At 60.7% G+C, this 14,114-nt stretch carries 12 protein-coding genes; all 12 read left to right on the forward strand.

Features of this window, described 5'->3' with window-relative positions; genetic code table 11:
• Position 1: 1 nt before the first annotated feature.
• A complete protein-coding gene (hutI, locus tag BFW87_RS13395) occupies positions 2 to 1,207 on the forward strand; it encodes an imidazolonepropionase (RefSeq protein WP_078740270.1) in 1,206 nt (401 codons plus the stop codon).
• Positions 1,208 to 1,218: 11 nt separating this feature from the next.
• Positions 1,219 to 2,019, forward strand: a complete 801-nt coding sequence (gene hutG / locus BFW87_RS13400; protein ID WP_078740271.1) for an N-formylglutamate deformylase — start codon at positions 1,219 to 1,221, stop codon at positions 2,017 to 2,019.
• A gap of 216 nt (positions 2,020 to 2,235) precedes the next feature.
• On the forward strand, positions 2,236 to 3,171 hold the full coding sequence (locus tag BFW87_RS13405; RefSeq protein WP_078740272.1) for a choline ABC transporter substrate-binding protein: 936 nt from the start codon (positions 2,236 to 2,238) through the stop codon (positions 3,169 to 3,171).
• A 137-nt stretch (positions 3,172 to 3,308) separates the two neighbouring features.
• Positions 3,309 to 4,238: an alpha/beta hydrolase gene (locus BFW87_RS13410; protein ID WP_078740273.1), complete on the forward strand. Its 930-nt coding sequence runs from the start codon at positions 3,309 to 3,311 to the stop codon at positions 4,236 to 4,238.
• A 103-nt stretch (positions 4,239 to 4,341) separates the two neighbouring features.
• Positions 4,342 to 5,313: a prolyl aminopeptidase gene (gene pip, locus BFW87_RS13415; protein WP_078740274.1), complete on the forward strand. Its 972-nt coding sequence runs from the start codon at positions 4,342 to 4,344 to the stop codon at positions 5,311 to 5,313.
• Positions 5,310 to 5,747: a D-aminoacyl-tRNA deacylase gene (gene dtd, locus BFW87_RS13420; RefSeq protein ID WP_078740275.1), complete on the forward strand. Its 438-nt coding sequence runs from the start codon at positions 5,310 to 5,312 to the stop codon at positions 5,745 to 5,747. The genes pip and dtd overlap by 4 nt, the downstream gene beginning before the upstream one ends.
• A gap of 267 nt (positions 5,748 to 6,014) precedes the next feature.
• On the forward strand, positions 6,015 to 7,799 hold the full coding sequence (locus tag BFW87_RS13425) for a glucan biosynthesis protein G (RefSeq protein ID WP_078740553.1): 1,785 nt from the start codon (positions 6,015 to 6,017) through the stop codon (positions 7,797 to 7,799).
• A complete protein-coding gene (mdoH, locus tag BFW87_RS13430; protein WP_078740276.1) occupies positions 7,792 to 10,362 on the forward strand; it encodes a glucans biosynthesis glucosyltransferase MdoH in 2,571 nt (856 codons plus the stop codon). The genes BFW87_RS13425 and mdoH overlap by 8 nt, the downstream gene beginning before the upstream one ends.
• Before the next feature lie 186 nt (positions 10,363 to 10,548).
• Positions 10,549 to 11,349: a transporter substrate-binding domain-containing protein gene (locus BFW87_RS13435; RefSeq protein WP_078740277.1), complete on the forward strand. Its 801-nt coding sequence runs from the start codon at positions 10,549 to 10,551 to the stop codon at positions 11,347 to 11,349.
• A gap of 221 nt (positions 11,350 to 11,570) precedes the next feature.
• Positions 11,571 to 12,368 carry a transporter substrate-binding domain-containing protein gene (locus tag BFW87_RS13440; protein ID WP_078740278.1) on the forward strand — a complete coding sequence of 266 codons (798 nt, stop codon included), beginning with the start codon at positions 11,571 to 11,573 and terminating at the stop codon, positions 12,366 to 12,368.
• 56 nt (positions 12,369 to 12,424) lie between these two features.
• The gene (locus BFW87_RS13445) at positions 12,425 to 13,384 is read left to right on the forward strand and encodes an amino acid ABC transporter permease (RefSeq protein ID WP_078740279.1); all 960 of its coding nucleotides are present in this window, start codon (positions 12,425 to 12,427) and stop codon (positions 13,382 to 13,384) included.
• Positions 13,377 to 14,111, forward strand: coding sequence for an amino acid ABC transporter ATP-binding protein (locus BFW87_RS13450; RefSeq protein WP_078740280.1), 735 nt, complete (start codon positions 13,377 to 13,379; stop codon positions 14,109 to 14,111). Before BFW87_RS13445 ends, BFW87_RS13450 begins: the two co-directional genes overlap by 8 nt.
• The last annotated feature ends 3 nt before the right edge of the window (positions 14,112 to 14,114 follow it).

Here is a 14,114-nt window from a genome sequence, read left to right on the forward strand (position 1 = left end):
GATGAAAACGCTTTGGCAACACTGCCACGTCGCAACCATGGCTCAGGGCAAATACTCGATCATCGAGGACGCCGCCATGGTCACCGCAGGTTCGCTCATCGAGTGGATCGGCCCCTTGGCCGAACTGCCGAAGGGTGACTATGCGCAGGTTCACGACCTGCAAGGCGCGTGGGTCACCCCCGGGATGATCGACTGCCATACGCACACGGTGTTCGGTGGCAATCGCAGCGGTGAGTTTGAGCAGCGCCTTGAAGGCGTGAGCTACGCCGAAATCGCCGCCAAAGGGGGTGGTATTGCCAGCACTGTGCGCGCCACCCGCGCCGCCAGCGAGGATGAGCTGTTTGCCAGCGCTGAAAAGCGCCTGCGCAGTTTGCTGCGTGACGGTGTGACCACGGTGGAGATCAAATCCGGCTACGGCCTGGACCTGGTCAACGAACGCAAGATGCTGCGCGTTGCGCGTCGCCTCGGCGAAGCGCTGCCGGTCAGCGTGCGCGCCACGTGCCTGGCAGCGCACGCGTTGCCGCCGGAGTACAAGGACCGCGCCGACGACTACATCGAGCACATCTGCGCCGAAATGCTGCCAGCCTTGGCAGCGGAAGGGCTGGTGGATGCGGTCGACGCTTTCTGTGAGTACCTGGCGTTCTCCACCGAGCAGGTGGAGCGCGTGTTCAAGGTTGCCCAACAGCTGGGCCTGCCGGTGAAGTTGCACGCCGAGCAGCTGTCGTCGCTGCACGGCTCCAGCCTCGCGGCGCGCTACCACGCGCTGTCGGCGGATCACCTGGAATTCATGACCGAAGAAGACGCGATCGCCATGGCCGCCGCCGGCACTGTCGCCGTATTGCTGCCAGGCGCGTTTTACTTCCTGCGCGAGACCCAGCTGCCGCCGATGGACGCGCTGCGCAAACATGGCGTGAAAATCGCCATCGCCAGCGACCTCAACCCCGGCACCTCGCCCGCGTTGTCGGTGCGCCTGATGTTGAACATGGCCTGCACCCTGTTCCGCATGACCCCCGAAGAAGCACTGGCTGGCGCTACGCAACACGCGGCTACCGCATTGGGCATGGGCGAGACCCATGGTTCTCTGGAAGTGGGCAAGGTTGCGGATTTTGTTGCCTGGCAGATTGATCGCCCCGCCGACCTGGCTTACTGGCTGGGTGGCGAGCTGGATAAACGCGTCGTGCGCCATGGCGTCGACGTCACCGTCTAAGGAGTACCGTTGTGGATAAGGTTCTGACGTTCAAAAAAGGCCGCGTACCGCTGTTGATCAGCATGCCCCATGCGGGCCTGCGCCTTACTCCGGCTGTAGAGGCCGGGCTGATCCCCGAGGCGCAAAGCCTGCCGGACACCGACTGGCACATTCCTACGCTGTACGACTTTGCCGAGGCGCTGGGTGCCAGCACCTTGTCGGCGGAGTACTCGCGGTTCGTCATCGACCTGAACCGGCCGTCCGACGACAAGCCGTTGTACGCAGGTGCCACCACCGGCCTGTACCCGGCGACACTGTTCGACGGCGTGCCCTTGTTCCGCGAAGGCGAGGTGCCGTCCGAGGAAGAGCGCGCAACTTACCTGCAAAAAATCTGGGGCCCTTATCACCGCACGCTGCAGGAAGAACTGGCGCGGCTAAAGGCCGAGTTCGGCTACGCGCTGCTGTTTGACGCGCACTCGATCCGCTCGGTGATCCCGCACCTGTTTGACGGCAAGCTGCCGGACTTCAACCTCGGCACCTTCAACGGCGCTGCGTGTGACCCTGAGTTGGCCGGCCAGCTGGAAGCCATCTGCGCCACGCACCCGCAGTACAGCCATGTGCTGAACGGGCGTTTCAAGGGAGGGCACATCACCCGGCACTACGGTAACCCGGCGCAGGATATTCATGCGGTGCAGCTGGAGTTGTGTCAGAGCGCGTATATGGAAGAGTTTGAGCCGTTCAGGTATCGGCCGGATTTGGCTGAGCCGACACAGGTTGTGTTGAAGCAGTTGCTGGAAGGCTTTCTGGCCTGGGGGCAGAAGCGTTACGGCTGATATCGCCATCGCAGGCAAGCCAGCGACCACATTTGACGGTATTCACAAATCAAAAATGTGGGAGCTGGCTTGCCTGCGATAGGGCCCCACAGTCGCCCCAGTGCAACTGCCGGTCGCCACAGTTCGTGTTATCACAGATCCCGCTCGGTAAGGTTGTGAGTACGGCGCGTCAGACGCCACTCCCCACAATAAAAGCTGCCGAGTGAGCCCTCATCCATGAAAAGACTGTTGTTGACCCTCACCTGCACCGCGCTGCTCAGCGCCAACGCCATGGCCGCTGAGCCCGCGTCCTGCAAGGCAGTTCGTATGGGCGTAGTCAGCTGGACCGACGTGATCGCCACTTCCGGCATGGCCGACGTGCTGCTCAACGGCCTCGGCTACGACAGTAAACAAACCAGCGCCGTACAGCAGATCATCTTCGCCGGCATCCGCGACAAGCGCCTGGACGTCTTCCTTGGGTACTGGAAACCGGCGATGGACAACAACATCGCGCCGTTTCTTGCGGCGGGGCAGGTCAAAGTCCTCGACAAACCCGGGCTCGCCGACGCCCAGGCCACCCTCGCCGTACCGCAATACGTGGCGGATGCGGGCCTGAAAACTTTCGCTGATATTGCGCGCTTCAAGGACAAACTGGGCGGCAAGATCTACGGCATCGAGCCCGGCAGCGGCGCCAACACCGATATCCAGAAAATGATCGACACAAACCACTTTGGCCTCGGGGGCTTCAAGTTGGTGGCATCCGGTGAAGCAGGCATGCTCGCGGCGGTGCAGCGTGCGGTGAACCGCAAGGAATTCGTAGTGTTTGTGGGTTGGACCCCGCATCCGATGAACATCAACATGAAAATGGCCTACCTCACCGGCAGTGAAGACGTGTTTGGCCCTGACGAAGGCCGCGCCACCGTGTCCACCGTCACTGCACCGGATTTTGCCGAGCGCTGCCCGAATGCCAACCGGCTGCTGGAAAACCTGACCTTCACCGCTGCACAGGAAAGTCAGTTGATGGTGCCGATCATGGAGCGGCAGTCACCGCAGGATGTGGCCAAACAATGGCTGCGTGATCATCCCGAGGATTTGCAGCGCTGGCTGGCGGGGGTTACCGCGTTTGATGGCAAAGATGGCGTGGCGGCCGTTCAGGCCAGCCTGAAACCTTAAGTCGGATGCGAATCCCAATGTGGGAGCTGGCTTGCCTGCGATGGCGGTCTATCAGTCAAAGATGCATCAACTGACAGATAGCCATCGCAGGCAAGCCAGCTCCCACAATAGATCTCCATTGTCAGGGATATTTGCGCATGTATCCGATATCACCACAGCTTGCTGCCTTCATCGCCAAAACCGAAGCCTTCACCAGCGACGATTCCTCCCTGGCTGGCCTGCGCCAGAACTACGACCGCATGTGCCAGGCCTTCACCCCGCCTAAACCTGCTGGGCTGCACGTCTCGGACTGTGCCTTGGGCGGCGTCGGCGTGCGCAGTTACTTGCCCGCGGCAGAGGTTCCGGCTGAAGGCTGGCCCTGCCTCCTTTATATGCATGGCGGCGGCTGGGCAGTCGGTAGCCTGGATTCCCATGATTTCATCTGCTTCGAATTGGCGAGCGCCCTGCAAGTGCTGGTAATCGCCATCGACTACCGCCTCGCGCCTGAACACCCCTTTCCGGCAGCTTATGAGGATTGCCGCGCCGTCTGGCAGGCGATCCAGGCCGGGCAGGGGCCGCACGCCATCAACCTGCAACGTCTGGCGGTAATCGGTGACAGCGCCGGCGGCAACCTGGCGGCGGCGTTGTGCCTGGGCCTGCGCGATGACGGGCAAGCGCTTCCCAGTGCCCAAGTCTTGATCTACCCCGGTCTGGGCGGCCCGGCCGATTTGCCGTCGCGCCGTGATTGCATGGACGCCCCACTGCTCAGCACCGCCGACACCGACTGCTACCTGGCGCTTTACCTCAGCGGTACGAGCCAACCGTCAGCCTACGCAATGCCACTGCTGGCACAGAGTTTTGCCGGTTTGCCCAAGGCGCTGATCGCCGTGGCCCAGTTCGACCCTTTGCGCGACGACGGCATGCTCTACGCCGAACGCCTGCGTGCGGCGGGTGTTGAAACGCTGTTGTACCCAGGCAAAGGCCTGGTGCACGGCTGCTTGCGCGCGCGCGGCCAGGTGCCGGAGGTGGATCAGCTCTACGACTACTTGCTGTATTACCTGAGGAGCGAAGGGCTGACACAGGTCTAAGCGCTCAAGGACATGCTCATTGCACAATTCGGGTTTATGATGCCAGACGGCAGAATAATAGACGTCCCCTCAGGGATGAACCCGACACCCTACGGAGCGCGCAATGCAGACTTGGTACCCGCAGATCAAACCCTACGCCCGGCACGATCTGGCAGTCGATGACACCCACACGCTGTACGTCGATGAAAGTGGCTCCCCCGAAGGCTTGCCCGTCGTCTTCATCCACGGGGGCCCGGGCGCCGGTTGTGATGCCAACAGCCGCTGCTATTTCGACCCGAACCTTTACCGAATCGTAACGTTTGATCAGCGCGGCTGCGGGCGTTCCACGCCTCGCGCCAGCCTTGAGAACAACACCACCTGGGACCTGGTCGCCGACCTTGAGCGCATCCGCGAACACCTGGGCATCGACAAATGGGTGCTGTTTGGCGGTTCCTGGGGTTCGACCCTCTCTCTGGCCTACGCGCAAACCCACCCCGAGCGTGTGCTTGGCCTGATCGTGCGCGGCATTTTCCTGGCCCGCCCGCAGGATATTCACTGGTTCTACCAAGAGGGCGCGAGCCGTCTGTTCCCGGATTACTGGCAGGATTACCTCGCGCCGATCCCCGTGGATGAGCGTCACGACATGATCGCGGCCTACCACAAGCGCCTGACCGGCAACGACCAGATCGCCCAGATGCACGCGGCCAAAGCCTGGTCCGGCTGGGAAGGGCGCATGCTGGGCCTGTGCCCGAGCCCGCAGCACGTGGAGCGTTTCTCCGAGCCGCAACGTGCACTGTCCATCGCGCGCATCGAGTGCCACTACTTCACCAACAACTCCTTCCTGGAGCCTAACCAGCTGATTCGCGACATGCACAAGATCGCCCATCTGCCTGGCGTAATCATTCATGGCCGCTACGATATGATCTGCCCGCTGGACAACGCCTGGGAGCTGCATCAGGCGTGGCCCAACAGCGAACTGCAGGTGATCCGCGAGGCGGGCCACGCTGCGTCCGAGCCGGGCATCACCGACGCGTTGGTCCGTGCGACCGGCGAGATGGCACGGCGCCTGCTTGATCTGCCGCCAGAAGAAGCATGAAGGGCTTGTTGCAACGGGTGCGTGGCGCCCGGGTAGAAGTGGCGGGCGAAGTGGTCGGGGCCATCGATCAGGGTTTGCTGGTGCTGGTGGCCGTCGAACCCTCGGACACCCCCGAAAGTGCCGACAAACTGCTGCACAAGCTGCTTAACTATCGGGTGTTCAGTGACGACGAGGGCAAGATGAACCTGTCCTTGAAGGACATCGGCGGCGGTTTGCTGCTGGTGTCGCAGTTCACCCTGGCGGCGGATACCAAAAGCGGGCTGCGACCAAGCTTCTCCACGGCGGCCCCTCCGGCGCTTGGAGCGGCGCTTTTTGATCACTTGTTGTTACAAGCGCAACAATTGCATGGCAAGGTGGCGTCAGGGCGTTTTGGTGCTGATATGCAGGTGCATTTGGTCAATGATGGCCCTGTGACATTCCTCTTACAGACATGAATGTATTAAAAACGACTTTAATGCCTAAAAACGCAGGGTTTCGCTACAAATACTTCGCTGTCCCTGATGCGTTGTTTCGCGGGCTACTAGATAATCGCGCGCTATGGGGATCAGCGTTGTCTGGTCCATTTTTGACTTAGGTAGAGACTTGTCCGACAAACCTGTGGGGAATCATTTTGACCCGGGGGAGTCGGAACAATGCTCGCCAACCTGGCATATAGATAGCTGGCCGTTGGTTTTTTGATCTGTTTTCGGCGAGGGTTGCTCGTGATTGTTAGTCCCTGTAATGCACCAAAATTGTCTGCCAAGCGGTTGCGAAACGCACTGGTAACGGGCTCTGCCCTGTTTTGCCTGTTCGGCGCGGGTCAACTGTGGGCATTCAGTCTGGATGATGTGTCGGCCAAGGCAAAAGAGCTGGCCGGGCAGAAATACGAAGCTCCGCGCAGCAATCTGCCGAACGAATTTCGCGAAATGAAATTCGCTGATTACCAGAAGATTCGTTTCCGCAACGAAAAAGCCGAATGGGCCGATCAGAACACCCCATTCAAGCTGTCCTTCTATCACCAGGGCATGCACTTCGACACGCCGGTGAAAATCAACGAAGTGACCGCTGACAGCGTTCACGAGATCAAATACGACCCGACCCGTTTCGACTTCGGCGACGTAAAGTTTGATCCAAAAGCCACCGAGCAACTGGGTTATGCCGGTTTCCGTGTGCTGTACCCGATCAACAAAGACGACAAGCAAGACGAAATCATGACCATGCTGGGCGCGAGCTACTTCCGCGTTGTGGGCAAGGGCCAGTCCTATGGCCTGTCCGCCCGTGGTATGGCGATCGACACCGCATTGCCGTCCGGCGAAGAGTTCCCGCGCTTTACCGAGTTCTGGATCGAGCGTCCGAAACCGGGTGAAAAACAGCTGGTGATCTTCGCCCTGCTGGACTCGCCACGGGCCACCGGCGCCTATCGCCTGACCCTGCGCCCTGGCACCGACACCATTGTCGACGTCAAATCGCAGATGTACCTGCGCGACAAGGTCACCAAACTGGGCGTTGCTCCGTTGACCAGCATGTTCCTGTTCGGCGCGAACCAGCCGTCCAAAGTCCTCAACTACCGTCGCGAGCTGCATGATTCCAGCGGTCTGTCGATTCATGCCGGCAACGGCGAGTGGATCTGGCGCCCTCTGAACAACCCTAAACATCTGTCGGTCAGCAACTTCACGGTGGAAAACCCGCGTGGTTTCGGCTTGCTGCAACGCGGCCGCGATTTCAGCCACTACGAAGACCTCGACGACAACTACGACAAGCGCCCAAGCGCCTGGATCGAGCCTGAAGGCGACTGGGGCAAGGGTTCTGTTGATCTCGTAGAGATTCCTACAGCCGACGAAACCAACGACAACATCGTTGCGTTCTGGAGCCCGGCCGAGCTGCCGAAAGTCGGCGAGCCGCTGGACGTGTCCTACCGCCTGCACTGGACCATGGACGAAAAAGCCCTGCACCCGGCCGACAGCGCCTGGGTCAAGCAGACCCTGCGTTCCACCGGTGACGTGAAGCAATCCAACCTGATCCGTTCTCCGGATGGCAGCGTGGCTTACCTGGTGGACTTCGAGGGCCCGTCCCTCAAAGCCTTGCCAGCGGATGCCCCGGTGCGCAGCCAGGTCAGTGTCGGCGACAACGCTGAAATCGTTGAAAACAGCGTGCGCTACAACGAGCACATCAAAGGCTGGCGTTTGACCCTGCGCATGAAGATCAAGGACGCAGGCAAGCCAACCGAGATGCGTGCGGCCCTGGTCCAGGATATTCCGCAGGCCGAGCCTGAGAAGGCATCGACCCAAGTGCTCAAGGCCGACAAGTTGCTGGCCAAGCAGCACGAGAAGCAGGCCAAGAAAGACGCAAAAGAGGCGAAAGACACCAAAGACGCCAAAGATGCGAAAGACAAGGATGCCAAGCAGCCAGACGCTGCTCCTGCTACGCCACTTTCTACCCCGGAACCGACCAAGACTGAAAAAGTCCTGACCGAGACCTGGAGCTATCAGTTGCCTGCCGATGAGTAATTCTCAAGCCACGCCAGAGACTCTGTCCGAGTACCTGGCGCATCTCCCGATGACCGCTGAGCAGCGCGCCGAACTGGCGGGCTGCTCATCCTTCAGCGAACTGCACGAACGCCTGTCGTCCAAGGCCTTCGACGCACCGACTGACGCTGCCCAGGCGTCGGTTGGCCGTCGCTTGACGCTGAACACCGCCGAAGAGCTGCAAGACGCCGAAATGCTGGCCGTCGACGCCGGCGGCCGTGTTTGCCTGAAGGCCACGCCGCCGATCCGCCGGACACGCGTAGTGCCCGAGCCGTGGCGCACCAACATTCTGGTGCGCGGTTGGCGCCGGATGACCGGTCGCACCAACCCTCCGGCGCCGCCGAAGGACGAGCGCGTATTGCCGGCTGCACGCTGGCGCACCGTGGGTTCGATCCGTCGTTACATTTTGCTGGTGCTGATGCTCGGTCAGACCATCGTCGCCGGCTGGTACATGAAAGGCATCATGCCGTACCAGGGCTGGTCGCTGGTTTCGTTCGACGAGATCCGTAACCAGACCCTGCTGCAAACCGCCACCCAGGTCCTGCCTTACGCGCTGCAAACCAGCATCCTGATCATGTTCGGGATCCTGTTCTGCTGGGTGTCGGCGGGTTTCTGGACCGCGCTGATGGGCTTTCTGGAACTGCTGACCGGTCACGATAAATACCGGATCTCCGGTAAAAGTGCCGGTGACGAGCCGATCCCGAAAGATGCCCGCACCGCGCTGGTGATGCCAATCTGCAACGAAGACGTGCCGCGGGTTTTTGCCGGCCTGCGCGCAACGTTTGAATCGGTGGCGGCCACGGGTGACCTCGACCGCTTCGATTTCTTCGTGCTCAGCGACAGTAACGAAGCCGATATCTGCATCGCCGAACAGCAAGCCTGGCTCGACGTATGCCGCGAAGCCGGTGGCTTCGGCAAGATCTTCTATCGCCGTCGTCGCCGTCGCGTTAAACGCAAAAGCGGTAACCTCGACGACTTCTGCCGTCGCTGGGGCGGCGAATACAAGTACATGGTGGTGCTCGACGCCGACAGCGTGATGAGCGGCGAATGCCTCACCAGCCTGGTGCGCTTGATGGAAGCCACGCCGGATGCCGGGATTATCCAGACCGCGCCGCGTGCGTCGGGCATGGACACCCTGTATGCGCGCATGCAGCAGTTCGCCACGCGCGTGTACGGCCCGCTGTTTACTGCCGGCCTGCACTTCTGGCAGCTGGGTGAATCCCACTACTGGGGTCACAACGCAATCATCCGTATGAAGCCGTTCATCGAGCACTGCGCCCTGGCGCCGTTGCCCGGTAAAGGCGCTTTCGCCGGTTCGATTCTGTCCCACGACTTCGTTGAAGCCGCGCTGATGCGCCGTGCCGGCTGGGGCGTGTGGATTGCCTACGACCTGCCGGGCAGCTATGAAGAACTGCCGCCCAACCTGCTGGACGAACTCAAGCGTGACCGTCGCTGGTGCCACGGCAACCTGATGAACTTCCGTCTGTTCCTGGTTAAAGGCATGCACCCGGTGCACCGCGCGGTGTTCCTGACCGGCGTGATGTCTTACCTGTCGGCCCCGCTGTGGTTCCTGTTTCTGGTGCTGTCGACAGCCCTGCTGGCGGTCAACACGCTGATGGAGCCGCAGTACTTCATGGCGCCACGCCAGTTGTACCCGCTGTGGCCGCAATGGCATCCGGACAAGGCGGTGGCGCTGTTCTCCACCACCATCGTGCTGCTGTTCCTGCCTAAATTGCTCAGCATCATTCTGATCTGGGCCAAGGGCGCGAAAGAGTTCGGTGGCAAGTTCAAGGTGACCTTGTCGATGTTGCTGGAGATGCTGTTCTCCATGCTGCTGGCGCCGGTGCGGATGATTTTCCACACCCGTTTCGTGCTCGCCGCGTTCCTCGGCTGGGCTGCGACCTGGAACTCGCCGCAACGTGACGACGACTCCACGCCGTGGAGCGAGGCGGTCAAGCGTCACGGCCCGCAAACGGTGCTGGGCTTCCTGTGGGCGCTGCTGGTGGTGTGGTTGAACCCGAGCTTCCTGTGGTGGCTGACCCCGATCGTCGGCTCGCTGATGCTGTCGATTCCGGTGTCGGTGATTTCCAGTCGGGTCAAGCTGGGCCTCAAGTCCCGCGACGAGAGCCTGTTCCTGATTCCTGAGGAATACAACCCGCCGCAGGCGCTGCTGTCGACCGAGAAGTACACCCACGAAAACCGTTGGCATGCCCTGAATGACGGGTTTGTGCGTTCGGTGGTCGACCCGCAGCAAAATGCCCTGGCCTGCGCCCTGGCGACCTCGCGTCACCGTGAGGCTGAGCCGATTGAGCACTTGCGCCTTGAGCGTGTGCGTCACGCGTTGAAAGTCGGCCCTGCCGGCCTCAACAACGGCGAGCGCCTGGCCCTGCTCAGCGACCCGGTTGCACTCGCGCGCCTGCACGAGCAGGTCTGGAGCGAAGGTCACGCCGAGTGGCTGGCTGCCTGGCGTGCTTCGTTCAAAGCGGATCCGCACGCGCCATTGCTGCCGCTGCAACCGCTGTCGTCCCAGGCCGTACCTGCCTGATTCAGACGCCCCCGAGGGATTGCCCCGGGGGCGTTCGAAGCGCTGGTCCTACAGCGTTTTCTGCCCCTTCCGTTTATTTCTAAGTCCTTGTTATTTCGAAACAAAAGACCTTTGTTCGAAGCGTATTGCCGTGCCTGTGGCTGAGGTAGCATCGCCCTCAAAATCTGATGTGCCACGGGGGGATTCATGTTCAAAAGGTACTGTTCGGCATGGCTGATCGGCGTTGTCGCATTGATTCACACAGGCGTCTTGAACGCGGGTGCTCTCGACGATGCCGTGCGCCGCGGCGTGCTTAAAGTCGGCACAACGCCCACTTATGTCCCTTTTGAAATGACGGACAAGCAGGGGCGCATCGTCGGCTTTGAAGTCGACCTGCTCCACGCCATGAGCCGCGCCCTGGGCGTGGAGCTTGAACTGGTCGCGGTGCCCTATACGGACCTGCTGTCGGGGCTGATGGCGAAGAAGTTTGATCTGATCGGCAGCGGCATGACGGTGACTCAGGAGCGCAACCTGAAGCTGAATTTCAGCGATTCCTTCATCGTCGTGGGCCAAACCGTGCTCATGCATCCCGGCTTGGCCGGCAAGGTTTCCAGCATTGAAGACCTCGACGACGCCGTTTACCGGATCGTGGCGACACAAGGCACCACCGGTGAGGCTGCGGCGCAGCGCTTTCTGACGGCGGCCCGGCTGAGCAGTTTCGCCCGTTCCGAAGACGCCTTGCAGCAGGTGGTGGAAGGCAAAGCCGACGCGTTTATTCATGATGCGCCCTACAACCTGATCGCGATGACCCGGCCGCAGAACCGTGCGTTATTGGCACTCGAGCAACCCTTCACCTTTGAACCCCTGGCGTTCGGCCTGAAAAAAGGCGATTACGACAGCCTTAACTGGATCAACCATTTCCTCAATCAGGTGGCCCAGGATGGCACCTACGATCGGCTGCACGACAAGTGGTTCAAAGACACCGCCTGGATGGCGGAAATCGACTGAGCGTCATAACTGCTTACACATCAATGAATTGGCAGACTCGTGCGCTGACGTGTCTACCGCCTGCGCTCCACCGCACCGTTGTGGGGCTTTTCCGACATACACCGACAACATTTACCCGTGAAACCTTTGTGACAGCAGGCGAGTGGGTTAGGATCGCTCCCCGAATTGGTGCAGCCCTTTTTGCGCGCCGACTTTACAAGAATCGTTCAGGGGACTTGATGATGAAAAAGTATCTTTCGATGCTGCTGCTCGGCGTCACCGCGCTGGTCGCCGCGACTGCGGCCCAGGCCGGCGCCATCGACGATGCGGTCAAGCGCGGCTCGCTGAAAGTCGGCATGGACCCGACCTACATGCCGTTCGAAATGACAGACAAACGCGGTGAAATCATCGGTTTCGAAGTGGACATCCTCAAGGCCCTGGCCAAGTCCATGGGCGTCAAGCTGGAGCTGGTGTCCACCGGTTACGACGGGATCATCCCGGCGTTCCTGACCGGCAAGTTCGACATGATCGGCAGCGGCATGACCCTGACCCAGGAGCGCAACCTGCGCCTGAACTTCAGCGAACCCTTCATCGTGGTCGGCCAGACCCTGCTGATCCGCAAGGACCTGGAAGGCACCATCAAGTCCTATAAAGATTTGAACGACGAGAAATACCGCCTGACGTCGAAGCTCGGCACCACCGGCGAGATGGTTGCCAAAAAGCTCATCTCCAAAGCCAAGTACCACGGCTACGACAACGAGCAGGAAGGTGTGCTGGACGTGGTCAACGGCAAGGCGGATGCCTTTGTGTATGACGCGCCGTACAACGTGGTTGCCGAGAAGAAAGTCGGCAACGGCAAGCTGGTGTTCCTCGACGAACCCTTCACCTTTGAACCGCTGGCGTTCGGCCTGAAAAAGGGCGATTACGACAGCCTCAACTACATCAACAACTTTCTGCACCAGATCCGCAACGACGGCACCTACGATCGCATCCATGACAAGTGGTTCAAGAGCTCCGAGTGGCTCAAGGATATGGAATAAGTCAGGCTGAAATCGAGTCGCTCCCATCGCAGGCAACACAAATCCTGGAAAGTGAAATGAAACAGAAAAAAGCCCAATGGCCCTGGCACCTGCTGACTGTCGTCGTGCTGGTTGGCCTGGCCGGCGCGTTGTACTACGCCACCTCGCTGATGGCCTACGAATGGCGCTGGAACCGAGTGCCGCAGTATTTCGCCTACCAGGCTGAAACGTCCCAGCGTGCCGCCGACATCTCCACCGTGGTTGAGCTGGTGCGCAAAGGCGATGTCGCCGAAGTCACCTTGCGCAACGACGCAGGCGTCGAGCAAAAGTTGACTGTCGCGGACAACAGTCTGCAAGTTTCACGCGGCGACGACGTGGCCGAAGGCGATGTGGTCGGCGTAACCCGCCATTGGGCGCTGGGCCCATTGATGTGGGGTTTGTGGACCACGTTGTGGCTGTCGGTGGTGTCAGGCATTTTGGGGCTGGCGATTGGCTTGGCGACCGGCCTGTGCCGGCTGTCGAACAACCCGACCTTGCGCGACCTGTCGACAATCTACGTCGAACTGGTGCGTGGCACGCCGCTATTGGTGCAGATCTTCATTTTCTATTTTTTTATCGGCACGGTGCTCAACCTGTCCCGGGAATTCGCCGGGATCGCGGCGCTGTCGCTGTTCACCGGCGCCTATGTGGCGGAAATCGTCCGCGCCGGTGTGCAGTCGATCACCCGCGGGCAGAACGAAGCGGCGCGTTCCCTGGGGTTGAGCGCCAGCCAGTCAATGCGCCACGTGGTGCTGCCGCAGGCCTTCAAACGCGTTCTGCCGCCGCTGGCCGGGCAATTTATCAGCCTGGTCAAAGACACGTCGCTGGTCTCGGTGATTGCCATCACCGAGTTGCTTAAGAGCGGTCGCGAAGTGATCACCACCTCGTTCTCGCCGTTTGAAATCCTGTTCTGTGTGGCAGGCCTGTACCTGTTGATCAACCTGCCGCTGTCGAAAATGGCTAGCCGGCTTGAGCGGAGGCTCGCGCAAAGTGATTGAAGTCCGCGATCTGGTAAAAGTCTTCGACACCCGTGGCCACGTGGTGCGCGCGGTGGACCACGTCACGACCCAAGTGGCCAAGGGCGAAGTGCTGGTAGTGATCGGCCCGTCGGGCTCCGGCAAGTCGACCTTCCTGCGCTGCCTGAACGGCCTGGAGGAATTCGACTCGGGTTCGGTGAGTATCAACGGCCTGCAATTGGCCGACCCGAAAACCGACGTAAACGCCTACCGCCGTGAAGTCGGCATGGTGTTCCAGCACTTCAACCTGTTCCCGCACATGACCGTGCTGGAAAACCTGTGCCTGGCGCAAAAAGTCGTGCGCAAGCGCGGCAAGAAAGAGCGCGAAGCCAAGGCCCTGGCGCTGCTGGAAAAGGTTGGCATTGCCCAAAAGGCCAACGAATTTCCATCGCGTCTCTCCGGCGGTCAGCAACAGCGTGTGGCCATCGCCCGCGCGTTGGCCATGGAACCCAAGGTGATGCTGTTTGACGAGCCCACCTCGGCCCTCGACCCGGAAATGGTCGGCGAAGTGCTGGATGTAATGAAGACCCTGGCCCTGGAAGGCATGACCATGGTCTGCGTCACGCACGAAATGGGCTTTGCCCGCGAAGTGGCCGACCGCGTGCTGTTCTTCGATCACGGCAAGCTGCTTGAAGACGCCTCCCCGGCCGACTTCTTCGACGCACCGAAAGACCCGCGCGCCCAGGCCTTTCTGCGTCAGGTCCTGTAAGCC

Source organism: Pseudomonas fluorescens, from assembly GCF_002022275.1.
GTDB classification, from domain to species: domain Bacteria; phylum Pseudomonadota; class Gammaproteobacteria; order Pseudomonadales; family Pseudomonadaceae; genus Aquipseudomonas; species Aquipseudomonas fluorescens_AJ.

Coding starts and splice junctions, on each gene's coding strand:
- hutI (WP_078740270.1), top strand. CDS start 2: ATGAAAACGCTTTGGCAACACTGCCACGTCGCAACCATGGCTCAGGGC.
- BFW87_RS13405 (WP_078740272.1), top strand. CDS start 2,236: ATGAAAAGACTGTTGTTGACCCTCACCTGCACCGCGCTGCTCAGCGCC.
- BFW87_RS13410 (WP_078740273.1), top strand. CDS start 3,309: ATGTATCCGATATCACCACAGCTTGCTGCCTTCATCGCCAAAACCGAA.
- pip (WP_078740274.1), top strand. CDS start 4,342: ATGCAGACTTGGTACCCGCAGATCAAACCCTACGCCCGGCACGATCTG.
- dtd (WP_078740275.1), top strand. CDS start 5,310: ATGAAGGGCTTGTTGCAACGGGTGCGTGGCGCCCGGGTAGAAGTGGCG.
- mdoH (WP_078740276.1), top strand. CDS start 7,792: ATGAGTAATTCTCAAGCCACGCCAGAGACTCTGTCCGAGTACCTGGCG.
- BFW87_RS13435 (WP_078740277.1), top strand. CDS start 10,549: ATGTTCAAAAGGTACTGTTCGGCATGGCTGATCGGCGTTGTCGCATTG.
- BFW87_RS13440 (WP_078740278.1), top strand. CDS start 11,571: ATGAAAAAGTATCTTTCGATGCTGCTGCTCGGCGTCACCGCGCTGGTC.
- BFW87_RS13445 (WP_078740279.1), top strand. CDS start 12,425: ATGAAACAGAAAAAAGCCCAATGGCCCTGGCACCTGCTGACTGTCGTC.